Origin of the sequence: Bradyrhizobium sp. 45, assembly GCF_023073155.1 — a bacterium.
Lineage (GTDB): Bacteria > Pseudomonadota > Alphaproteobacteria > Rhizobiales > Xanthobacteraceae > Bradyrhizobium > Bradyrhizobium canariense_D.
In genome coordinates this window covers 1-22523 of record NZ_JADPIX010000015.1, presented here as the reverse complement: position 1 = coordinate 22523, position 22523 = coordinate 1, and the positions used below count along the sequence as shown (strand labels likewise).

General features: G+C 65.0%; 22 protein-coding genes. 15 read left to right on the top strand and 7 right to left on the bottom strand.

Translation table 11 applies throughout. The annotated features are described in order from the left end of the window. Positions 1 to 139 precede the first annotated feature (139 nt). The 4 genes from IVB42_RS02400 (at position 140) to IVB42_RS02385 (ending at position 4376) form a co-directional block, all read left to right on the top strand. Positions 140 to 1087: an aspartate carbamoyltransferase catalytic subunit gene (locus IVB42_RS02400; protein WP_007603315.1), complete on the top strand. Its 948-nt coding sequence runs from the start codon at positions 140 to 142 to the stop codon at positions 1085 to 1087. After that, entirely contained in the window at positions 1087 to 2394 is a 1308-nt protein-coding gene (locus IVB42_RS02395) for a dihydroorotase (RefSeq protein WP_018458321.1), read from the top strand. The genes IVB42_RS02400 and IVB42_RS02395 overlap by 1 nt, the downstream gene beginning before the upstream one ends. 32 nt (positions 2395 to 2426) lie before the next feature. After that, positions 2427 to 3023, top strand: a complete 597-nt coding sequence (gene plsY / locus IVB42_RS02390) for a glycerol-3-phosphate 1-O-acyltransferase PlsY (RefSeq protein WP_247396179.1) — start codon at positions 2427 to 2429, stop codon at positions 3021 to 3023. A 144-nt stretch (positions 3024 to 3167) separates the two neighbouring features. After that, the gene (locus IVB42_RS02385) at positions 3168 to 4376 is read left to right on the top strand and encodes a patatin-like phospholipase family protein (protein WP_247396181.1); all 1209 of its coding nucleotides are present in this window, start codon (positions 3168 to 3170) and stop codon (positions 4374 to 4376) included. Here the strand turns inward: IVB42_RS02385 and IVB42_RS02380 are convergent. After that, positions 4368 to 5612, bottom strand: a complete 1245-nt coding sequence (locus IVB42_RS02380) for an amidase (RefSeq protein WP_247396183.1) — start codon at positions 5610 to 5612, stop codon at positions 4368 to 4370. The two genes, IVB42_RS02385 and IVB42_RS02380, sit on opposite strands and share 9 nt — an antisense overlap. A gap of 90 nt (positions 5613 to 5702) precedes the next feature. Between IVB42_RS02380 and dprA the strand changes: the two genes are divergently transcribed. Continuing rightward, positions 5703 to 6845, top strand: coding sequence for a DNA-processing protein DprA (dprA, locus tag IVB42_RS02375; RefSeq protein ID WP_247396187.1), 1143 nt, complete (start codon positions 5703 to 5705; stop codon positions 6843 to 6845). Here dprA and IVB42_RS02370 read toward each other — a convergent pair. Then, entirely contained in the window at positions 6842 to 7252 is a 411-nt protein-coding gene (locus IVB42_RS02370; RefSeq protein ID WP_018458326.1) for a helix-turn-helix domain-containing protein, read from the bottom strand. The genes dprA and IVB42_RS02370 overlap by 4 nt on opposite strands. Positions 7253 to 7335: 83 nt before the next feature. Here IVB42_RS02370 and IVB42_RS02365 point away from each other — a divergent pair, with 83 nt between their 5' ends. Next, positions 7336 to 7944 (top strand): FMN-dependent NADH-azoreductase, encoded by a 609-nt coding sequence (locus IVB42_RS02365; protein WP_018458327.1) that lies wholly within the window; start codon positions 7336 to 7338, stop codon positions 7942 to 7944. Between the two features lie 60 nt (positions 7945 to 8004). Here IVB42_RS02365 and IVB42_RS02360 read toward each other — a convergent pair whose 3' ends face one another. Continuing rightward, positions 8005 to 8187 carry a hypothetical protein gene (locus IVB42_RS02360; protein WP_018458328.1) on the bottom strand — a complete coding sequence of 61 codons (183 nt, stop codon included), beginning with the start codon at positions 8185 to 8187 and terminating at the stop codon, positions 8005 to 8007. A 172-nt stretch (positions 8188 to 8359) separates the two neighbouring features. Next, positions 8360 to 9133, bottom strand: a complete 774-nt coding sequence (locus tag IVB42_RS02355) for an SDR family oxidoreductase (protein WP_166517487.1) — start codon at positions 9131 to 9133, stop codon at positions 8360 to 8362. Positions 9134 to 9255: 122 nt separating this feature from the next. Here IVB42_RS02355 and IVB42_RS02350 point away from each other — a divergent pair, with 122 nt between their 5' ends. Together IVB42_RS02350 and IVB42_RS02345 are read left to right on the top strand one after the other, a co-directional pair. After that, complete coding sequence (locus tag IVB42_RS02350; protein WP_247369735.1) at positions 9256 to 9726, top strand: helix-turn-helix domain-containing protein; 471 nt, start codon at positions 9256 to 9258, stop codon at positions 9724 to 9726. Between the two features lie 169 nt (positions 9727 to 9895). Then, a complete protein-coding gene (locus IVB42_RS02345) occupies positions 9896 to 10450 on the top strand; it encodes a flavodoxin family protein (protein WP_247384517.1) in 555 nt (184 codons plus the stop codon). Positions 10451 to 10483: 33 nt separating this feature from the next. Here the strand turns inward: IVB42_RS02345 and IVB42_RS02340 are convergent, their stop codons facing one another. Next, a complete protein-coding gene (locus tag IVB42_RS02340) occupies positions 10484 to 10669 on the bottom strand; it encodes a hypothetical protein (protein ID WP_018458332.1) in 186 nt (61 codons plus the stop codon). A 281-nt stretch (positions 10670 to 10950) separates the two neighbouring features. Between IVB42_RS02340 and topA the strand changes: the two genes are divergently transcribed. Genes topA through IVB42_RS02320 form a run of 4 tightly spaced genes read left to right on the top strand, consistent with a single transcriptional unit; the run spans position 10951 to position 17274 of the window. After that, entirely contained in the window at positions 10951 to 13695 is a 2745-nt protein-coding gene (gene topA / locus IVB42_RS02335; RefSeq protein ID WP_247396192.1) for a type I DNA topoisomerase, read from the top strand. 7 nt (positions 13696 to 13702) lie between these two features. Continuing rightward, positions 13703 to 16057 (top strand): ribonuclease R, encoded by a 2355-nt coding sequence (gene rnr / locus IVB42_RS02330; protein WP_018458335.1) that lies wholly within the window; start codon positions 13703 to 13705, stop codon positions 16055 to 16057. Continuing rightward, positions 16051 to 16491, top strand: coding sequence for a DUF983 domain-containing protein (locus IVB42_RS02325; RefSeq protein WP_018458336.1), 441 nt, complete (start codon positions 16051 to 16053; stop codon positions 16489 to 16491). The genes rnr and IVB42_RS02325 overlap by 7 nt, the downstream gene beginning before the upstream one ends. A gap of 33 nt (positions 16492 to 16524) precedes the next feature. Then, positions 16525 to 17274 (top strand): NUDIX domain-containing protein, encoded by a 750-nt coding sequence (locus IVB42_RS02320; RefSeq protein WP_247396195.1) that lies wholly within the window; start codon positions 16525 to 16527, stop codon positions 17272 to 17274. Here the strand turns inward: IVB42_RS02320 and IVB42_RS02315 are convergent, their stop codons facing one another. Next, on the bottom strand, positions 17275 to 17835 hold the full coding sequence (locus IVB42_RS02315) for a hypothetical protein (protein WP_247396196.1): 561 nt from the start codon (positions 17833 to 17835) through the stop codon (positions 17275 to 17277). A 215-nt stretch (positions 17836 to 18050) separates the two neighbouring features. Between IVB42_RS02315 and IVB42_RS02310 the strand changes: the two genes are divergently transcribed. Beyond that, positions 18051 to 19376, top strand: a complete 1326-nt coding sequence (locus tag IVB42_RS02310) for an LLM class flavin-dependent oxidoreductase (RefSeq protein ID WP_247338478.1) — start codon at positions 18051 to 18053, stop codon at positions 19374 to 19376. A gap of 124 nt (positions 19377 to 19500) precedes the next feature. Next, positions 19501 to 19668 carry a 50S ribosomal protein L33 gene (gene rpmG, locus IVB42_RS02305; RefSeq protein WP_007603295.1) on the top strand — a complete coding sequence of 56 codons (168 nt, stop codon included), beginning with the start codon at positions 19501 to 19503 and terminating at the stop codon, positions 19666 to 19668. A 1383-nt stretch (positions 19669 to 21051) separates the two neighbouring features. Here the strand turns inward: rpmG and plsY (IVB42_RS02300) are convergent. Beyond that, positions 21052 to 21735, bottom strand: coding sequence for a glycerol-3-phosphate 1-O-acyltransferase PlsY (gene plsY / locus IVB42_RS02300; protein ID WP_247396199.1), 684 nt, complete (start codon positions 21733 to 21735; stop codon positions 21052 to 21054). Positions 21736 to 21947: 212 nt separating this feature from the next. On the opposite strand from plsY (IVB42_RS02300), the gene IVB42_RS02295 reads away from it, so the two are divergent. Then, positions 21948 to 22469: a phosphotransferase gene (locus IVB42_RS02295; RefSeq protein ID WP_247469662.1), complete on the top strand. Its 522-nt coding sequence runs from the start codon at positions 21948 to 21950 to the stop codon at positions 22467 to 22469. Positions 22470 to 22523 lie beyond the last annotated feature (54 nt).

Sequence of the window (22523 nt, the reverse complement as noted above, 5' to 3'; positions counted from 1 at the left end):
TTCGCGCTTCTGCCCGGGCATGACGGAGAAGACGGGGACAGCTCACGCCAGCGATAAGACCGACAGATCGGGGGATAACTCCCCGCCCGGGCTTTGGCCCTTGCCCCCCCGGCCATCCCCGCCTATAGCTCTCGCTTTAATGACATCGAAATCGACCTTCGTCCTCGGCCACCGGCATTTGCTGGGCATCGAGGGCCTTTCCGCGGCCGACATCACCGGCCTCCTCGACCTGTCCGAAGAATATGTCGAGCTCAACCGCCAGGTTGACAAGAAGCGCACCGTCCTGCGTGGACGGACGCAGGTGAACCTCTTCTTCGAGGCGTCCACCCGGACCCAATCCTCGTTCGAGCTCGCCGGCAAACGGCTGGGCGCCGACGTCATGAACATGTCGGTGTCCTCCTCGTCCATCAAAAAGGGCGAGACGCTGGTCGACACCGCCATGACGCTCAACGCCATGCATCCGGATATCCTGGTGGTGCGCCATCACGCCTCCGGCGCGGTGGAACTGCTGGCCCGCAAGGTCGACGGTTCCGTGATCAATGCCGGCGACGGCGCGCATGAGCATCCGACACAAGCCCTGCTCGACGCGCTGACCATTCGCCGCAACAAGGGCCGGCTCGAGGGCCTCGTGGTCGCGATCTGCGGCGACGTGCTGCATTCGCGCGTGGCCCGCTCCAACATCATCCTGCTCAACGCGATGGGCGCCCGCGTCCGCGTCGTCGGCCCCTCCACACTGCTGCCGCCCGGCATCGAGCGGATGGGCGTCGAGGTCGCGCGCGACATGCGCGAGGGGCTCAACGGCGCCGACATCGTCATGATGTTGCGGCTCCAGCGCGAGCGCATGAACGGCTCCTTCGTGCCGTCGACCTCCGAGTATTTCCATTATTTCGGGCTGGACCAGAAGAAGCTCGCCTACGCCAAGCCAGACGCCCTTGTCATGCATCCCGGCCCCATGAACCGCGGCGTCGAAATCGACACCGCGGTCGCGGACGGCGCGCAGTCCCTGATCCGCGAACAGGTGGAGATGGGCGTGGCCGTGCGCATGGCGGTGCTGGAAGCGCTCGCCCGCAACCTGCCGAACGCGTGATGCTCATGTTGACCGACCGCCGACCCATCCTGCTTGCCAATGCCCGCGTCGTCGACCCCAGCAGGGATTTCGATGGCCCCGGCGATGTCCTGATTGCCGACGGCATCATCCGGGAGACCCGCCGCGGCATTGGCGCTGCCGGCGTCCCCGAGGGCACCGACGTCGTCAACTGCGCCGGCAAGATCGTCGCACCCGGCCTGATCGACATGCGCGCCTTCGTCGGCGAGCCGGGCTTCAGCCATCGCGAGACCTTTGCGTCCGCGAGCCAGGCGGCTGCGACCGGCGGCATCACCACCATCATCTGCCAGCCCGATACCCTGCCGGTGATCGACAACTCGGCGACCGTCGACTTCGTGATGCGTCGCGCCCGTGACACCGCGATCGTCAACATCCAGCCGATGGCGGCGCTGACCAAGGGAATGCACGGCGAGGAGATGACCGAGTTCGGCCTCCTCAAGGCAGCAGGCGCGATCGCCTTCAGCGACTGCGACAAGAGCGTGAGCAATGCGCAGGTGATGCGCCGCGCGCTGACCTACGCGCGCGATTTCGACGCGCTGATCGTGCACTACACCGAGGACCGCGATCTCGTCGGCGAAGGCGTGATGAACGAGGGCGAGTTCGCCTCGCGGCTCGGCCTGATGGGCATCCCGAACGCGGCGGAAGCCGTGATGCTGGAGCGCGACATGCGCCTGGTCGCGCTCACCGGCGGCCGCTATCACGCGGCGTCGCTGACCTGCATCGAGTCGCTCGACGTGCTCAAGCGCGCCCGCGACGCCGGCCTCGCCGTGACGGCCTCAGCCTCGATCAACCACCTTGCGCTGAACGAGAACGACATCGGCCCTTACCGTTCGTTCCTGAAGCTGTCGCCGCCGCTGCGCACCGAGGACGACCGCCGCGCGCTGGTCGCCGCCGTCGCCTCCGGCCTCGTCGACGTCATCATGTCCGACCACAACCCGCAGGACGTCGAGGTCAAGCGCCTGCCTTTCGCAGAAGCAGCCCCCGGCGCCATCGGGCTGGAGACCATGCTCCCGGCGGGCCTGCGCCTCGTGCACAATGACGAATTGGACCTCAAGACGCTGATCCGGGCGATGTCGACCCGGCCGGCCGAGATTTTGGGATTGCCTGGCGGAACCCTGCGCACGGGCAGCCCCGCCGACGTCATCGTGATCGACCCCGATGTGCCCTGGGTGGTCGATCCCGCCGACCTCAAATCGCCCTGCAAGAACACGCCGTTCGACGAGGCCCGCTTTACAGGCCGCGTGGTGCGCACCATTGTCGGCGGACGGACAGTGTACGAGCATGTCTGACGTGCGGAGCTGCAGCCAGGGAATTTGCAGACATGGCGCTTGAACTGTTTCTGCCGGTCGCTTTCGTCATCGGCTACCTGCTCGGCTCGATTCCGTTCGGACTGATCCTGACCAGGCTCGCCGGCACGCAGGATATTCGCTCGATCGGCTCGGGCAGTATCGGCGCCACCAATGTGCTGCGCACCGGACGGAAGAGTCTGGCCGCGGCGACCCTGCTGCTCGACGCGCTCAAGGGCACCGTGGCGGTGGTGATCGCCGGCTACATCGCCGGTCCCAACGCCGCGATGCTGGCCGGGCTCGGCGCCTTCCTCGGCCATCTCTTCCCGGTCTGGCTTCAATTCAAAGGCGGCAAGGGTGTCGCCGTCTATATCGGCATTCTGCTCGGGCTGTTCTGGCCGGCCGCGCTGGTGTTCTGCCTGCTATGGCTCGCGACCGCCTTCACCACCCGTTATTCCTCGCTCTCTGCGCTGGTGGCGTCCTTTATCACGCCGCTGTTCCTGTGGTGGTTCGGCCATCTCGCACTAGCAGCGATGGCCGCGGTGCTGACGCTGCTGCTGTTCTACGCCCATCGCGAGAACATCAAGCGGCTGCAATCGGGCAAGGAAAGCCGGATCGGCGAGAAGGCATAAGCCGGGAATCCACGGATACCGCGGCACCCCTTCTGCATTATATCTCAAATGGTGTTCGCAACTTGCAGCCGAATCACGGCTGTATGGACGAATGGGTTCCTGGCTTGGCCCTGACGTGGGCATGGCTCTACGCGGTTGCTCAGAATGAGCGAGAAGATTGTCAGCGCGCAAGACGATGGCGATTTGCGAGGTGCTGCCTGCACCGCGGCAAGCCGGCTACTCTCGACGACGGACATCTGGTCTAGTGCGCCCTCGCCGCTTGTCGCTCCAGCGCCTGCTTCCGTCCCACCTCCACCGCGCGAGCCCGATCCGATCGTGGAAGCGGGGAAACCAGCCGAAATCCTAACTGCAGCGCCCGTCACGCACGATCGGACCCCGCGGCAATGGCCGCCGCGAAAATTGTCGCTGGCGCTTCAGGGCGGCGGCACCTTCGCTGCTTTCACCTGGGGCGTGCTGGAGCGGCTGCTGGAAGAGCCATCGATCGCGATCGACACCATCAGCGGCGCCAGTGCCGGCGCCATCAACGCGCTGTTGCTCGCCTCCGGTTTCGCCGAGGGCGGCCGTGAAGGCGCCCGCGCGCGGCTGAACCGGTTCTGGATCCGGCTGATGCACGAAGCCTCGTTCCGATCGCTGATGCTGATCGGCGGCTTCTCGCCGGCGGGAAGCTCGGTCGCGTTCGGCCCGACGCTGCGCTCCGGCCAGTTCGATCCGTTCGATCTCGATCCGCTGCGGCAGGCGCTGTCGCGCGACATCAATTTTTCCGCCTTGCGCGACCCGCGGTGCCCGAAGCTTCTGATCGCGGCGACCCGGATCCGCGACGGGCAGCAGCAGATCTTCCGCAACGACGTGATCACCGCCGACATCGCGCTGGCCTCGACCTGTCCACCGCTGGTTCATTGCGCGGTCGAGATCGACGGCGAGGCTTATTGGGACGGCGGCCTCGGCGGCAATCCCCCCCTGCTGCGGCTCGTGCAGGACACGACGAGCACCGAAATCCTGCTCGTCCAGGTCACGCCGGCGCGCGACAGCTACGTGCCGATCACGCTCGCCGCGATCGACCGCAGGCTGGATCAGATCGCGGCCAACGCCGCCCTCAATGCCGAGATCGCCGCGATCGAATGGGCGCAATCGCAGGCCGCATCGTCGTTGCGGCTCTCCAGGATCGCCGCGGAAGATTTCGTCGACGGCCTGGCGCAGCGCTCATCGACCGATCTCGGCCGCGGCTTCATTCGCGCGCTGCACCGGAACGGCCGCGAGGCTGCCGGGCGCTGGCTCAAGCAAGGTCCAGATCACAGCGCAGCGCCGGCCGCATCCGGCCAGCGCATCGTCGCTCTCGAACCTGCGCTAGCCTGATTTCGCCAGCGCCTGCTCCAGGAACCACGCCGTCGCCAGCGCATGGGCGTCGTTGCCGAAGCGCGCGATCACCTGCACGCCGATCGGGAGGACATTGGCTTTCAGCACGGGCACGTTGACGCAAGGGTTGCCCATCAGCGTCCAGAGCCTGTTGTAGCGGGGGTCGCCGGTGCTCGCGAGCTCCTTGGCCGGCGGCGTGCCCGGCGCCGAATAGGTCAGCAGCACGTCGAACCGCTCGAACAATTCGCCGATCTCGCGGCGTCCGCGGCGGCTGATCCGGCGCGCGTCGTCATAGTCCTTGGGTGTGAGACCGACCGTCGCATCGAGACTGGCGCGCAGCATCGGCGCGATCTCATCGTGGCGTTCGGAAAATTCCCAGGCGAGCGCGCGATGCGCCTCGAAGTCCTGGATGATCGGGTGGATGCGCCAGGCCTCCTGCACCGCCTGCGGCAGATCGATGGTCTGCACGCTGGCGCCAGCCCGCGTCGCCGCCTTGATCGCGGCCTGCAGCCCCTCCTCGGCGGCCGGCTCCACGGCGCCGGCAAACTCCTGCCTGATAACGCCGATGCGCGGCGCCTTCGCCGGGACGATGCCGGCGAATTCGGTGCGGCCGGTTATTGCCAGCAGTCCGCGCGCGAGATCTTCCGCGCGGGCGCCGAACAGACCGACGGTGTCGAGCGCCCACGAATAGCATTTGACGCCGACCGTCGGCAGCATGCGGAACGACGGCTTAATCGCGGCGGTGCCGCAATAGGCGGCGGGCCGGATCACCGAGCCGCCGGTCTGGGTACCCAGCGCCAGCGGGATCATGCCGGCACCGACGGCCGCGGCCGAGCCCGAGGACGAGCCGCCCGGCGTATGCCCGAGGTTATGCGGATTGAGCGTCGGGGTCGGATCGCGCGAGGCGAATGCCGTGGTCGTGGTCTTGCCGATGATGGTGGCGCCCGCCCGCTTCAGCATCATCACCACAGGCGCGTCCGCGCGCGGCTGCCAGCCGCGATAGATCGATGATCCCATCTCGGTCGGAAAATCGGCGGTGTCGATGATGTCCTTGATCCCGACCGCGATGCCGCGCAGCGGCCCGGCGCCTTGCGCCTTCGCCGAGCTGTCGTAACGGACGAAGGCGTGGACCTCCTTCTCCCGCGCCTCGATGGCTGCATGCGATTGCGCGATGGCGGCCTCGGGCGAAAGCTCGCCCGCTTCGATGCGGCGCTGAAGGTCGGCGAGTGAGATCATGGCAATACCCTTCTTATTGGGATCGCTTTTAGCATCGGGGCAAGGTCGCGCAAGCGCACGTCGCTGTTGCCCACGCCTTCAGGTTGTTCCATGCTGTCCCTGCAAGGAGCCGCCGTGGACGCCATCAATCCAAGTGTAGAGCTGACCGAAGCCGACAGGATCGACCGCCTGCGGCTGATCCGGTCCGACAATGTCGGGCCGCGCACGTTCCGGTCGCTGGTCGAGCATTTCGGCACGGCGCGCGCGGCGCTGGAGCGGCTGCCGGATCTGGCACGCCGCGGCGGTGCGCAGCGATCGGCGCGCATCTGTAGCGCCGACGAGGCGAAAGCCGAGCTCGCCGCGAGCCGCAAGTTCGGCATCACCTGGCTCGCGCCCGGCGAGGACGGTTATCCGGCACGCCTGGCAACACTCGACGATGCGCCGCCGCTGCTCGCCGTGCGCGGCGACCATGCAACGCTGATGCGGCCGATGATTGCGATCGTCGGTTCGCGCAATGCCTCCGGTGCAGGCTTGAAATTCGCCGGTCAGCTCGCCCGCGAACTCGGCGAAGCCGGCTTCGTCGTCATCTCCGGCCTTGCCCGCGGGGTCGACCAGGCCGCACACCGCGCCAGCGTCGAGAGCGGCACCATCGCCGTGCTCGCCGGCGGCCATGACTGCATCTATCCGCCGGAGCATGGCGATTTGCTGGCCTCGATCCTCGACCGCAAGGGTAGCACGATCTCCGAGATGCCGCTCGGCCACGAGCCGCGCGCCCGCGACTTCCCCCGCCGCAACCGGCTGATCTCGGGCGCCGCGCTCGGCGTGGTCGTGGTGGAGGCGGCGCACCGCTCGGGCTCGCTGATCACCGCGCGCATGGCCGCCGAACAGGGTCGCGAAGTGTTCGCCGTGCCGGGCTCGCCGCTCGACCCGCGCGCCGCCGGCACCAACGATCTGATCAAGCAGGGCGCGACGCTCGTCACCGAAGCCGCCGACGTCGTCAACGCGGTCGCACCGATCATGGAGCGGCCGCTGATGCGTACCGCGCGCGAGCCCGACAGCGAGCCGTTCGAGAGCGATCCTCAAGGGCACGACCGCGACCAGATCACCGGCCTGCTCGGCCCTGCCCCTGTCACGATTGACGATCTCGTGCGGATGTCCGGCGCCTCGCCGGCCATCGTGCGTACCGTGCTCTTGGAACTCGAGCTCGCCGGCGGGCTCGAACGCCACGGCGGTGGCTTGGTCTCGCTGCTTTAAGGAGTGGTCCGCTCGTCGAAGCGCGTACGCGCCGCGGCGATCTGCTGCTGATGCGTGATCGCCCATTCGCCGAGTGCCTTTACCGGCTGCTGCAGTCCCCGGCCGAGATCGGTCAGCTCGTAATCCACCCGCGGCGGAATGGTCGGGAAGATCGTGCGTGTGACCAGGCCGTCACGCTCGAGCCCGCGCAGCGTCAAGGTCAGCATCCGCTGCGAAATGCCATTGATCATGCGCTTGAGCTCGTTAAAGCGCTTGGGCCCGTCACTTAGCATCATGATGACGAACACGCTCCATTTGTCGCCGACGCGCGCGAGGATCGAGGCGACGCCGCGGCAGTCCGCATGGTTGGGATCCGGCCTTGGTGAGGCGGGCAAATCGATGTGCGCAGGTTTCAGGGATGTGCCCATGGCTCAAAAAGGTGCGTTCTTGCGGGGATTTCGATAGTCACTCATGTAGCTCTGGTTACAAACTTATACCAGGGTGATCCCGAATGAAACTCCTCCACATCGACTCCAGCGTGCTCGGCCCCCACTCCGTTTCCCGGCAAGTCTCCGCCGCCATCGTCGACCGTCTCAGGCAGGCGACGCCATCGCTCGACATCGTCTATCGCGACCTGACGCAGAGCCCGCTCGCCCATCTCTCCGGCTCGCATCTGGCGGCCGCGCAAGGCGCGCCTGCGCCGGCGGAGCTCGGCCCCGATCTCGCCGCCAGCAAGGCCGCGCTGGACGAGTTTCTTGCCGCCGACATCGTCGTGATCGGCGCGCCCATGTACAATTTCACCATTCCGAGCCAGCTCAAGGCCTGGATCGACCGGGTCCTGGTGGCGGGGAAGACGTTCAGCTATGGGGCCAACGGCCCGCAGGGCCTTGCCGGCGGCAAGCGCGTAATCTTCGCGGTTTCGCGCGGGGGCTATTACGGCGCGGGCTCGCCCGCCGCGTCGCTGGAGCACCTCGAAAGCTATCTGCGTGGCGTGTTCGGTTTCATGGGGATTCATCATCCCGAATTCATCAGCGCCGACGGAATCCAGGTCGGGCCGGAGCATCGCGAGAAGTCGCTCGCAAGCGCGCTCGAGGCGGCGACCGCCCTCCGCGCGGCCTGACAACGCGCACATCATCAGCCGCCGCAAGGCGGCTGATCGACCGGTGCGCGATCGGCGAAGCTAAAACCAGGCGCCCTGAATGCCCAGGATGACGGCGACGAGGGAAACGAACAGGCCGATGCCGGAGAAAAGAGCGACCCCGACGAACTCGGAGGTGTCGGAACGCTTGGCAGGAACGGCGGAGTTTTCGGTGTAAATACGCGGTGCTGAAATCGGGGAAATAATACGAGCTGCCTTTGGCATATCGGGCTCCCTTGAAATGAGTCTTCGTGACCCCCTGCCCGCAAAAGTGTCTTGGCAGCGCAAGCGAAGGTTCAATGCCTCCCGCAAGGTTCAGAAAATACAGCTCGCGAGACGTGGGAACCGGCCGGCGCAACCGCTCGCCGCTGCGCCGACCGATTTGCACCAAGATTGATCAGCCGCGATAGATCGGCGCGCCGCTCGGAGAGGCAACCGCGCCGCCATCGACGAAGATTTCCTGGCCCTGCACATGCGCGGAATCGTCGGAGGCGAGGAACAGCACAGTCTTGGCGACGTGATCTGTTTCACCAATGCGCCCCAGCGGCGTCGTCAGCGCGATCCGCTTCTCGAACGCCTTCTCGGCTTCGGGCGTCGCGGTCGCGGGTCCCCAGATCGGCGTGCGGATCGCACCGGGCGCGACCACGTTGACGCGAATGCCGCGCGGCGAGAGCTCCGAGGCCATGATCCGCGCCATCGCCCGCACGCCGGCCTTGGCGGCGCCATAGGCCGAATAGCCGGGAATGCCGAGCACGGAGATCACCGAGCCGTTGAGGACGATGGAAGCATTGTCGTTGAGATAAGGCAGCGCGGACTGAACGGTGAAGAACACGCCGGTCAGATTGGTGCTGATGACCTTCTCGAAGACCTCCAGCGTGGCCGACCCCAGCGGCGTACCGCCGGCGATGCCGGCATTGGCGAACAGGATGTCGAACTTGCCGAACTTTTCGGCGCCCTTCTTGATCGCAGATTCGGTCGCGGCAATGTCGGTGGCGTCGGCGGCGAGCGCGAGCGCGTTCGGCCCGAGCTCCTTCGCGGCCGCCTCGAGCGTCTCCTTGTTGCGCCCGGTGATCACCACCTTGGCGCCCTCGGCCACGAACAGCTTTGCCGTTGCCAGTCCAATGCCGCTATTGCCGCCGGTGATCAGGGCCGTCTTGTTCTTCAGTCTCACGTTCGCCTCCAGTGGTTTCATCATAAAACTACGATTGCCATCTAACCCACCTGGTTTTAAGATGCAACCACAAGAGCGCGTGAACGGTGACAGGACCGTGCGATCGGCGAAAGGACCAGATCATGGTGAAACGGACGAGCTTCGAGGGGGACGCCTGCCCGATCGCGCGATCGCTGGAGGCGATCGGCGACCGGTGGTCCCTGCTGATCATCCGCGAGGCGCTGTTTGGGCTGCGCCGCTTCGGTGAGTTTCAGAGCAAGCTCGGCATGGCCAAGAACATCTTGTCGACGCGGCTGCGCGCGCTGGTCGATCACGGCATCCTGACCACGGCCCCCGCCTCCGACGGCAGCCCTTACGAGGAATATGTGCTGACGCCGAAGGGCCGCGGCGTCTTTCCGGTGTTGGTAGCGCTGCGCCAATGGAGCGAGGAATTCGACGATCGCCCGTCGGAGATCGCGACCATCCTGGTCGATCGCGAGAAAGGCCGACCGGTGAAGAAGCTCGAACTGCGCGCGGAGGACGGGCGACTGCTCGCCCCCGCGGACACGACGCTGAAGCCGCGGCCGGCGCCGCGGCGGCGGTCGGCGGGATAAGGACGCACCGCCACCCCAACCGTCATTGCGAGCGAAGCGAAGCAATCCAGAATCTGACCGCGGGGAGACCCTGGATTGCTTCGCTGCGCTCGCAATGACGGGATGGCGGGACTTGTACAAGACATCGACAGCGTCAAAGATGGCGAGGTCCCACCAAGCTGGCACCACCATGCCCCTGCTCGCCATCGCCTATTTTTCCATCTCGGGCACCACCGAGAAGCTGGCGCATGCGGTTGCGCGCGGAGCAGATGGCAGAGCGCAGGTCACGCTGTGTCGCATCACCGGCGGCGACATCGTGTCAGGCCGCTTTCAGAATGAGAGCTTACTGGAGACGATCGATGGCGCCGACGCAGTTGCGTTTGGCAGCCCGATCTATATGGGCGGACCAGCCGCTCAATTCAAAGCGTTTGCCGATGCTTCAAGTGATCGATGGAGCCAGCAGCGCTGGGCCAACAAGATCGCAGCCGGGTTCACCACGGGCGCCTGCGCAAGCGGCGATCAACTCCACACACTGTCCTACTTTTCCATTCTGGCCGCGCAGCACGGCATGCTCTGGTGCGGACTGGATATTCCCGGTGGCGAGGATCCGAGCGGCCGCAATCGTTTGGGCAGCCAGCTTGGCCTGGCGACGCACTTGATTGACGGCTCGTTGCCGGAGAGCGACCTCGGCACGGCCGCATATCTCGGCCTGCGATTGGCCAAAATGGCAAGCCGCAACGGCTAACCGCACCGTCGTTGGAGCAGTACATCGCCCCCTTCACGACAGCCTGCGCTTGCTCCGCAGCCGCAGATGCTCGTCCGCCTCGAGCTTGGTCATTCCCAGGAGATAATGCAGCACGTCGAGCCTGTGCCGTTCGGCAAGCTTGCGCAGGGCCCCGACCTGCTCGGCGATGAAGGCGACCGCCTCCTCGACGCCGCCCTCCCCCGGTTCCTCGTGACGCAAGCCTCCCCCCGCGCGCGATGCGGCGCCCGCCCGTTTCTTTCCTGGCTTAGTCACCAGCCCCCACCCGAATCCATGCCCCGCGGCAACATTACGCCGACATCGACCGCAACTCAAAGGTGGTATTTTGCAACTTTCTCGATATGAAACTTTTCCCATCGGGAGGGCTCTCAACAGCCCTCGATTTGACAGCGACGGCCTCACCACCCATGTTCGGGACGAAAGGGCCGACCCGAATCTCATCGAATTCGGCCCCAAATTTCCCCATAAGTTACTGGAACTACATGAATATCGTCATTGTGGAGTCGCCGGCGAAAGCCAAGACGATCAACAAGTATTTGGGCTCGTCCTACAAGGTTCTGGCCTCGTTTGGCCATGTCCGCGACTTGCCGGCAAAGAACGGCTCCGTCGATCCCGACGCCAATTTCAAGATGATCTGGGAGGTCGACCCCAAGGCGGCCGGCCGGCTCAACGACATTGCCAAGTCCCTCAAGAACGCCGATCGCCTGATTCTCGCCACCGACCCTGATCGCGAGGGCGAGGCCATCTCCTGGCACGTGCTGGAGGTCCTGAAAGAGAAGCGCGCGATCAAGGACCACAAGATCGAGCGCGTGGTGTTCAACGCCATCACCAAGCAGGCGGTGACGGACGCGATGAAGAATCCGCGCCAGATCGACGGTGCGCTGGTCGACGCCTATATGGCGCGCCGCGCGCTGGACTATCTGGTCGGCTTCACCCTCTCCCCCGTGCTGTGGCGCAAGCTGCCGGGCGCCCGCTCGGCGGGCCGCGTGCAGTCGGTGGCGCTGCGTCTGGTCTGCGACCGCGAGCTCGAGATCGAAAAGTTCGTTGCGCGCGAATACTGGTCGCTGATCGCGACCCTGCTGACGCCGCGCGGCGACGCCTTCGAGGCCCGTCTCGTCGGCGCCGACGGCAAGAAGATCCAGCGCCTCGACATCGGCACCGGCGCGGAAGCCGAAGACTTCAAGAAGGCGCTGGAAGCAGCCGCCTACGCGGTGACCGCGGTCGATGCCAAGCCGGCCCGCCGCAATCCGCAGGCCCCCTTCACCACCTCGACGCTGCAGCAGGAAGCCAGCCGCAAATACGGCTTTGCGCCGGCGCACACCATGCGCATCGCGCAGCGGCTCTATGAAGGCATCGACATCGGCGGCGAGACCACCGGACTCATTACTTATATGCGTACCGACGGCGTGCAGATCGACCCGTCCGCGATCACCCAGGCCCGCAAGGTGATCGGCGAGGATTACGGCAACGCCTATGTGCCGGACGCGCCGCGTCAGTACCAGGCCAAGGCCAAGAACGCCCAGGAAGCCCACGAAGCGATCCGGCCGACCGACATGTCGCGCCGTCCCGACAGCATGAGCCGCAAGCTCGAGTCCGATCAGGCGAGACTCTATGAACTGATCTGGAAGCGCACCATCGCGAGCCAGATGGAATCGGCCGAGCTGGAACGCACCACGGTCGACATCACGGCGAAGGTCGGCGGCCGCACGCTGGACCTGCGCGCCACCGGCCAGGTCGTCAAGTTCGACGGCTTCCTCGCACTTTACCAGGAAGGCCGCGACGACGAGGAGGACGAGGACTCCCGCCGCCTGCCCGCGATGAGCCCCAACGATGCGCTGAAGCGGCAGTCGCTCGCCGTCACCCAGCACTTCACCGAGCCGCCGCCGCGCTTCTCCGAGGCCTCGCTGGTCAAGCGCATGGAAGAGCTCGGCATCGGCCGGCCCTCGACCTATGCCTCGATCCTTCAGGTGCTGAAGGACCGCGGCTACGTCAAGCTCGAGAAGAAGCGCCTGCACGGCGAGGACAAGGGCCGCGTCGTAGTCGCGTTCCTCGAAAGCTTCTTTGCCCGCTACGTCGAATACGACTTCACCGCCAATCTGGAAGAGCAGCTCGACCGCATCTCCAACAACGAGATCTCCTGGCAGCAGGTGCTCAAGGATTTCTGGACCGGTTTCATCGGCGCGGTCGACGAGATCAAGGATCTGCGCGTCGCCCAGGTGCTCGACGTGCTCGACGACATGCTCGGACAGCACATCTACCCGCCCCGCACCGATGGCGGCGACATCAGGCAATGCCCGAGTTGCGGCAACGGACGGCTCAATCTCAAGGCCGGCAAGTTCGGCGCCTTCGTCGGTTGCTCGAACTATCCGGAATGCCGCTACACCCGTCAGCTCGCCGCCGACGGCGAGGCAACGGCCGATCGTTCGCTCGGCCAGGACCCGGATACGGGCCGCGATGTCTGGGTCAAGGCCGGGCGGTTCGGCCCCTACATCCAGCTCGGCGAGCAGAAGGATTATGCGGAGGGCGAGAAGCCGAAGCGCGCAGGCATTCCGAAGGGGATGTCCCCTGGAGATGTCGAGCTCGAGCTTGCGCTCAAGCTGCTGTCGCTGCCGCGCGAGATCGGCAAGCATCCGGAAACCGGTGAGCCGATCACCGCGGGTCTCGGCCGCTTCGGGCCGTTCGTGAAGCACGAGAAGACTTATGCCAGCCTCGAGGCCGGCGATGAGGTGTTCGACATCGGCATCAACCGCGCGGTGACGCTGATCGCGGAGAAGATCGCCAAGGGCCCGAGCCGCCGCTTCGGCGCTGATCCCGGCAGGGCGATCGGCGATCATCCCACCCTCGGCACCGTCACGGTAAAGGGCGGCCGCTACGGCGCCTATGTCACCGCGGGTGGCGTCAATGCCACGATCCCGAGCGACATCGAGAAAGACGCCATCACGCTGCCGCAGGCAATCGCGCTGATCGACGAGCGTGCGGCCAAGGGCGGCGGCAAGAAGCCGAAGAAGGCGGCGAAGCCGGCCAAGGCCAAGAAGGCTGCGGCGAAGGCCGCCGACGGCGATGACGCCGCACCAAAAACCAAAAAGCCGGCCGCGAAGAAGGCGGCCAAACCCAAATCCGAATCCACCAGCAAGGCGCGCGCAGCCGTGTCGTCGACGGCCAAAACGTCACCGACCAAGGCAGCTGGCGCCAAAGCTCCGGCCAAGAAAAGTGCCGGCACCAAATAGAGGCTAAGTGAAACGCAAGAATGACCGTGGCTTTCCCGACAGGGCAGCCATCGTCGCCTTCATCAAGGCAAATCCCGGAAAGGTCGGAACCCGCGAAATTGCACGCGAGTTCGGCCTGAAGAACGCCGACCGCATCGAGCTCAAGCGCATGCTGCGCGAGCTCGCCGACGACGGGCTCGTCAAGAAAAAGCGCCATACGATTTCAGAGCCGGACAGCCTCCCGCCGACGCTGGTCGCCGACATTACCGGCCGCGACGCCGACGGCGAGCTGGTCGCCTCCCCCACTGAATGGGACGAAGTCGAAAGCGGCGAACCGCCAAAGATCCTCATCACGATGCCGCGCCGGCCCAAGCCCGGCACCGCAGCAGGCGTTGGCGATCGCGCGCTGCTGCGGGTCGAGCGCTCCGACGAGACCGAAGGCCCGGCCTATCGCGGCCACATCATCAAGGTCTTCGACAAGACCAAGAGCCGCATCCTCGGCGTCTTCCGCAGCCTGCCCGAAGGCGGCGGACGGATCATCCCCGTCGACAAGAAGTCCGCCGACCGCGAGCTGAATATCGCCCCGACCGAGACGCACGGCGCGCAGGACGGCGATCTCGTCAGCGTCGACATCATCCGCTCGCGCGGCTTTGGGCTGGCGTCAGGCCGCGTCAAGGAGAAGCTCGGCTCGGTCAAGTCGGAGAAGGCGATCAGCCTGATCGCGATCTACGCGCACGACATCCCGCTACAATTCCGTCCCGCGGCAGAGCGCGAAGCCGAAGCGGCGGAGCCGGCCAATTTGAAGGGGCGCGAGGACTGGCGCGATGTGCCGCTGGTCACCATCGATCCGCCGGATGCCAAGGATCACGACGACGCGGTACACGCGCAGCCGGATCCTGATCTCAACAACAAGGGCGGCTTCATCGTCGATGTCGCCATCGCCGATGTGAGCTTCTACGTGCGACCGGGCACCGCGCTCGACCGCGATGCGCTCGATCGCGGCAACTCGGTCTATTTCCCCGACCGCGTCGTGCCGATGCTGCCCGAGCGCATCTCCAACGATCTCTGCTCGCTGGTGCCGGGCGAGCCGCGCGGCGCGCTCGCGGTGCGGATGATCATCGCGCCGGACGGGCGGAAACGGTCGCACAGCTTCCACCGCATCCTGATGCGCTCCGCAGCCAAGCTGAACTATGCGCAGGCGCAGGCCGCGATCGACGGAAGGCCGGACGACACCACCGGCCCCCTGCTCGATCCGATCCTGAGGCCGCTTTATGCCGCCTATGCCTGCGTCAAGCGCGCGCGCGACGAGCGCGATCCGCTCAATCTCGATCTGCCCGAGCGCAAGATCTTGCTCAAGCCCGACGGCACGGTCGACCGCGTCGTCGTGCCCGACAGGCTCGACGCGCACAAGCTGATCGAGGAGTTCATGATCCTCGCCAATGTCGCGGCAGCCGAGATGCTCGAGAAGAAGTCGCTGCCGCTGATCTACCGGGTGCATGACGAGCCGACCCTGGAAAAGGTCCACGCGCTCGCGGAATTCCTGGCGACGCTGGACGTTCCGTTCGCGAAAGGCGGCGCGCTGCGCCCCGCTCTGTTCAACCGCGTGCTGGCGCAGCTCGAAGGCCACGACCACTTTCCGCTGGTCAGCGAGGTCGTGCTGCGCGCCCAGGCACAGGCCGAATACTCTTCGGAGAATTACGGTCATTTCGGCCTGAATTTGCGCCGCTATGCGCATTTCACCTCGCCGATCCGCCGCTACGCCGACCTTGTCGTGCACCGTGCGCTGGTTCGCGCGCTCGGCCTCGGCGAAGGCGCGCTGCCCGACACCGAGACGCCGGAAACGTTGAGCGAGGTCGCAGCTCATATCTCAGTGACCGAGCGGCGCGCGATGAAAGCGGAGCGCGAGACCGTCGACCGCCTGATCGCCCATCACCTCGCCGACCGCATCGGTTCGAGCTTCCAGGGCCGCGTCTCCGGCGTCACGCGCGCCGGCCTGTTCGTCAAGCTCGCCGAGACCGGCGCCGACGGCCTGATCCCGATCCGATCCCTCGGCACGGAATATTTCAACTATGACGAGGGCCGCCACGCCCTGGTCGGCACGCGCAGCGGCACCATGCATCAGCTCGGTGATGTCGTCGACGTCCGCCTGATCGAGGCGGCTCCGATCGCAGGCGCATTGCGCTTCGAGCTGCTGTCCTCGTCCGGCGAGACCGCACCGCGGGGCCGCAGGTCCTCCGGTCCGCAACGCCGCCCCTCGTTCAAGGCGCACCCCGGGCGCAGTCCCGACAAGAAGCGCAAGCCGGACAAGCCGAAGAAGCCCGGCAAGGGGAAAACGGCCAAGGGAAAAAGCAAGGGCAAGGGCCAGAAGGGCAAGGCATGGTGACGACGAGCACGGCGCCGAAGATCTGGACCCGCGACACCGGCCTCGTCGAGAAGCGCGACGTCTTTGCTGCGATGAGGCGCGGCTTTCGCGGCCGCTGCCCGCGCTGCGGCGAGGGAAAGCTGTTCCGCGCCTTCCTGAAGACCGCGGATAACTGCTCCGTCTGCGGCCTCGATGTCACGCCGCATCGGGCCGACGATTTGCCAGCCTATCTCGTCATCGTCATTGTCGGGCACATCGTGGTGCCGACTATTCTGTGGATCGAGACCAACTATACGACGCCGGTCTGGATCAGCTTCGCGGCCTATCTGCCCTTCACCTTCGTCGCCTCGCTGGCACTGCTGCAGCCGGTGAAGGGAGCCGTGGTCGGATTGCAATGGGCTCTGCGCATGCACGGGTTTGACGAGAACCCGACGGATGGTATTCCGCCGGTGTAAGCAAAATAAACAAGAATTGGTTTGGGTGAGGACATGACGGATACGTCGCAGGCAGCCGACAAGGCAAAGATCCACCAGGGCAAGGAAGCCGATCATCATCCCTATTTCCGCCCTAGGGATGCCGCGACACTGATCCTGGTCGACCGCAGCGGAGCCATTCCAAAAGTTCTGGTCGGCAAGCGCCACGACAAGGTGGTGTTCATGCCCGGAAAGTTCGTTTTTCCCGGCGGCCGCGTCGACAAGGACGATTATCGCGTACCATGCGCGGCGCCGATCACCGCCGAGCTGGAAGCCAATCTCGCCAAGGGCAGCCCGAAGACGCCGGCCTCGCGCGCAAAATCGCTGGCCATCGCCGCGATCCGCGAAGCCTGCGAGGAGACCGGTCTCTGCTTGGGACGCAAGGCCGAGGGCAAGGCAAAACTCGAAGGCGCCTGGAAGCCGTTCGCGGATGCGGGCCTGTTGCCGGATCCCTCCAGCCTGTTCCTGATCGCGCGCGCGATCACCCCGCCCGGCCGCGTCAAGCGGTTCGACACGCGCTTCTTCACGGCGGACGCCTCCGCGATCACCCATCGCGTCGACGGCGTGATCCATGCCGATGCAGAGCTTGTCGAACTGGTCTGGGTCGAGCTCGGCTCGAAGCCGCTCGCCGATCTGCATCCGATGACACGCAATGTGCTCAACGAGCTCGACGCGCGCCTCGCCACCGGCCCGCTCCGCCACGATGCGCCGGTGCCGTTCTTCCATTTCTACGGCGGCAAGATGCAGAAGGATATTTTGAGCTGATCAGTTCGTGACGTCCGCATTGTCCGCGTCGGGCTCGGTGCCGACATAGTCGCGCGCGGGAAGGTTCAGCACTCGCCCGAGCTCGCTGGTGAAGCGACTGGCTTCCTCGTGCTTGGTGAAGCTCATCAGCGTGATCGGCTCGGTCCCTTTGTTGCCGCTGAGATTGACATCGTATGTCGTCAGCTCCGGATCGTCGTCGTCGGTAATGCTGATGAAATGATAATCGGCGAGATCGCGATGCTTGCGAAAATTCAGCGGGCCGAACTGCCTGGTGATGACGATCTGGCGCAGCGTCTCGTTCAGCACGACGAAGGTGCGAAAGGTGAGCAGGATGATTCCGGGGATGCCGACGAGCAGCCCGAGTCCAGTGAACACCAGCACCGGCATGAGATCATCGGCGAGCCGCCCAAAACCGGAGAAATCCTGCCGCAGGCCGAGCGCGACATTCCACAGCAGATAGAAGCTCGCCGCCAGCAGCGGCAATGACAGCAGCCGCCCGACCCAGGGCATGGGCCGGTCGATGCGGACGATGCGCCCGTCCACGGTCATTGCACCTGCCATCGAAGGTCTCCTCGGGAGCGAAAGTCATGGCTTGGTCGGAGTGAGCCGTGGATCGGTTCGATGGGACTCCCCCGTCATTCCGGGCGCGGCCCGGAATGACGCGAATGTGCTGAGGGCGTCGCGAAAAACAAAATAATCTTCCTGCCTCCCCCGATGGCGGAGTTCCGCGGCGTGCCTATGTCTTCCGGAACGACACCAAGAACGGACACCGGGCGATGGCACAACGGCAACTCAAGCTTGGCGCGTTCATGCGCCCGATCAGCATCCACACCGGCGCCTGGCGCTATCCCGGGGCCTGGCCGGACGCCAATTTCAACTTCGGCCACATCAAGACGCTGATCCAGAAGCTCGAGGCCGGCAAGTTCGACGCCTTCTTCATGGCCGATCACCTCGCCGTGCTGAACATGCCGGTCAATGCGCTCAAGCGCAGCCACACGGTCACCTCGTTCGAACCCTTCACGCTGTTGTCGGCGCTCTCGGCCGTCACCGAGCGGATCGGCCTGATCGCGACGGGCTCGACCACGTTCGACGAGCCCTATCACGTCGCACGGCGCTTCGCCTCGCTCGACCATCTCAGCGGCGGGCGGGCGGGCTGGAACATCGTCACCACCTCGAACCCGGATGCGGCGCTGAATTTCGGCCTCGACGACCACATGGAGCACGCCGAGCGCTACAAGCGCGCCCGCGAGTTCTACGACGTCGTCACGGGCCTGTGGGATTCCTTTGCCGACGACGCCTTCGTGCGCGACGTCGAAAGCGGCGTGTTCGTCGATCCCGCCAAGATGCATGTGCTCGACCATCACGGCAAATATCTGAAGGTGCGCGGTCCCCTCAACATTGCCCGCCCGGTCCAGGGCTGGCCGGTGATCGTGCAGGCCGGCGCCTCCGAGGACGGCAGGCAGCTTGCCGCCGAGACCGCGGAAGCCGTCTTCACCGGCGGCGGCAGCCTTGCCGACAGCCAGAAACTCTATGCCGATATCAAGGGCCGCATGGAGAAGGTCGGCCGCGATCCTGAACACCTCAAGATCCTGCCCGGCGCCTTCGTCGTGGTCGGCGACAGCGTCGACGAGGCCAAGGAGAAACGCGCGCTGCTCGACAGCCGCGTGCATTACGACAGCGCCATCGCCTCGCTCTCGGTCATCCTCGGCACGGATGCCTCCGGCTTCGATCCGGATGGGCAATTGCCGGAAATCCCGGAGACCAATGCCAGCAAGAGCGGTCGCCAGCGCATGGTCGACCTCGCGGCCCGCGACAAGCTCACGGTGCGCCAGCTCGCCCAACGCGTCGGCGGCTATGGCGGGCTATCCTTCGTCGGCACGGCCAAAACCATCGCCGACCAGATGGAGGAATGGCTGGTCGGGTGCGGCTCCGACGGCTTCAACATCATGTTCCCGTTCCTGCCTGCCGGCCTCGACGATTTCGTCGACAAGGTGGTCCCGGAGCTGCAGCGCCGCGGGATTTTCCGGAAAGAGTACGAAGGGCCCACTTTGAGAGAGAATCTGGGCCTGCCTCGGCCCAAAAACCGGTTCTTCGAGGCGTAATCGGCCTGATTTGGGTGCTTTTCGAGCCCTAAAATCTTGACATCAGGCGGTTTCTGGCTAGGTTGCCGGCCAACGCGGGCCATTTGGCCGGCTCCAGATTCCCTTCATTCCTGAGGTTCTGAACATGGCCAAAGCGGTCACCATCAAGGTCAAGCTCGTGTCCTCGGCCGACACTGGCTTCTACTACGTCGCCAAGAAGAATTCGCGCACCATGACCGACAAGCTGGTCAAGAAGAAGTACGACCCCGTGGCGCGCAAGCACGTCGAATTCCGCGAAGCCAAGATCAAGTAAGATCGCGGAACGTAGAAGACTTTTGCGGGGCCCTTTCGGGTCCCGTTTTATTTTGGCCCCTCTCTCGTGTCCGGATACGCAGCAGCGCCCCGTGGACGTGACGCTACGCTGCGAGCTGGGCACGAGGGCTGAGCTCGGCACAGCGAGTCATGGCCAGATTTTTTTCAACCCTCGGTTGCTCGCTCCCGAATGTATGTTACCGTGCACTTGCCGGGCGGAAATTTCCGTCCGGATTTGGAAGGACATGGTCATGAGATTCTCATCAAGCCTTGTCGTGCCTTCAACCATCGCTGTCTTGTCGACCGTCTTGCTGTGCGCGCCGGCAGCGTCGCAAATCCCAACCGGCTCCGCCGCCACGATTCCTCCCGTCACGGCCGACGCGCCGAAACAGGTGGCAAGGCCGCACGTGTCGGAGCGAGGAGCAAACACAATTGCGCCGCGTCGGACTGCCTCAACAGCTCAAACGTCAGTCGCGCGAACGCCTTCGTATGCGCCGGGTTCTGTGATGGGGAGGATTGCCAGCCTGGAGAAAGTCGCCAGCAGCTGCAACGGTGGCTGTGCATCAAGCTTCCCAAGCGGCAAAGATCCCTGGGTTGGATGCAGCGTGTCGGGCGGCAACATAGACTACGGACCTTTCTCGCCGACCTGCCGAGACACCATCACCCACAAATCCTACCTGGACTGCGTCGAAACCAGGACGTTCCTGGGCGACAACCGAAACAAGGCTCACTGGTTGTGCAGCAGTCTGGCCGCCGGCAACAGGTTTAAGGTCGCCGATCTCAAGCGGTCAGGACGCACGCGTTAGTCCATCCCGTCCGCCGGCTTTCTGGCGCAGTTGAACTTAGCTCTCCTGTCGTAAGTTCGCGGACGTCACGGAGCTTGAATGGGCTTTTTCTGGCCCGTCTTGGGCGCTCGCGTGTCCCGGGCGCGCTGCAACGCGCAAGCGTTGCTGCGCAGAACCGGGACCCAGAAAGCCACACAATACAACCAGCGACTGGGCCCCGGCTCTGCAGCGCACCGCTGAAGAAGCGCTGCGCTGCGTCCGGGGCACGAGAGCGCGAGGAGCGTGCTTCTGGAACTGTCGCCTCCGCTATGCGCTCCCGCTTCGGCTGATCACGCGAGACGATCAGGGCGCTGCGACTGCAACCGTTTCTTCGATAATCCTCAGTTGTCCATTTTCGCTGGTCAGCATGGATGAGTAATAACCGTGAAACGGACGGTCTCCTACCTTGGCCTCCCATGTTCCAGCGTTGAGGACAAAGCTCGCTGATCTGAAGGCCATGTTCCCTCCGTTGGGTTCGCTATTGTGAATTGATATCGCTCAGCGCCGTTCGACAACTGAGCGTTGCTGCACCTCAATAAGCGCGGCAAATAAGTCGTCTGCTAAACCTGCACTTCCGCTTTCGTACCCTGGCCATTTCGAACCAGACGCGGCTCCGTTCCCGCCAAAAGCCTTTGGATGTTGGCACGATGGCGGATGATCACGTAGAGGCCGCCTCCGATCACCAGCAACCGATACGGCAATGGGTGCTCGACCGCGCAGACAAGAACGATTGACGTCAAAGCCGCGAGCATCGAGCTCAAGGAAACGATCCTGGTCATAGCCAGCACGAGGCCAAAGACGGCTGCAGCCCCCAATCCGACGGGCCAAGACATCGCCAGCAACACACCGAGCCCCGCGGCAGCCGACTTGCCGCCCGTGAAGTTCAGCCAGATCGATCGGCTATGTCCCAACAGCACAGCAAGTCCAGCCAGACAAACAGCCCATGGCACCCAGACCTGCAGATCAGACGCTGTCGGCGGCGGGGATATTTCCGCGTACAGCAAAGGGCAGAACGAACGCGCGACGATGATGGCACCCACGCCATTCAGCACATCGCCGACGGGCACGAACAAGGCAGGCCCTTTGCCGAGAGTGCGCAAGACATTCGTTGCCCCGGTGGACTTGGAGCCATGCCTTCGGATGTCGATGCCCCTGAGCAGCTTCCCCGCCAGATAGCCCGTGGGGACCGAGCCAAGGAGATAGGCGATCAACAACCCAACCGCGCCCGCTGTCCAAAAAGCCATGGGTTTTGGATCCAGTTTCCTGAACGCTGTTTTATCCCCGACTTCGTCTGACCGCTATACGTCACAAGCGGCCGATCACGGCCCCGAGGCTGCGACTGCGATCGAAGGTCTCTGCAGGTTGAAACGCGATGATAATGTCCGGCTGCCCCCGCGACGGGAAGGGTTCCTTTTTTCTCGCCGCCGGTGTTTCATCTGCGCGGCGGAGAACGGACATGCAGGGATCGCTGGGGGAAAAGATCGGTGAAGGCGCCTTCTCCGAGGCCTACGCCTGGGCGCCCGGTCAGGTCGTGAAGCTGTTTAAGGCCGGCGTCTCTCATCTGCTCGGCCGACACGAGGTACGCATGATCCGCGCCGTGCACGCCGCCGGCGTCCCCGTGCCGGCGGTGTTGGGAGAGGTGACGCTGGACGGGCGCTTCGGCATCGTGCTGGAGCGCCTCGACGGACCGACCCTGCGGCATCTCTCGCGGACCGGCGCGGTGACGTTCGAACAGGCGGGCGCGATCATCGCGGCTCTGGCCATGTCTCTTCACAAGACGTCGCCTCCGCCGGAGCTCCCCTCCATGCGCGCGTATATGGAGAGCGAGTTGCGGCACGACGACGGCAAGGTCCCGAAGCACGTCGCCACTGACATCCTCACCCTGATCGATCGCCTGTCGACCGGCGGCGGGCTTTGCCATTGCGACCTTAGCCTGCGCATTTCGCTGATGGTGAGCGGCGATTTCAGGCGATCGTGAGCAGCTGTTTCGCGCGATGGTGAGCAGCGGCTTTGACCGACATGGGTGATTGGT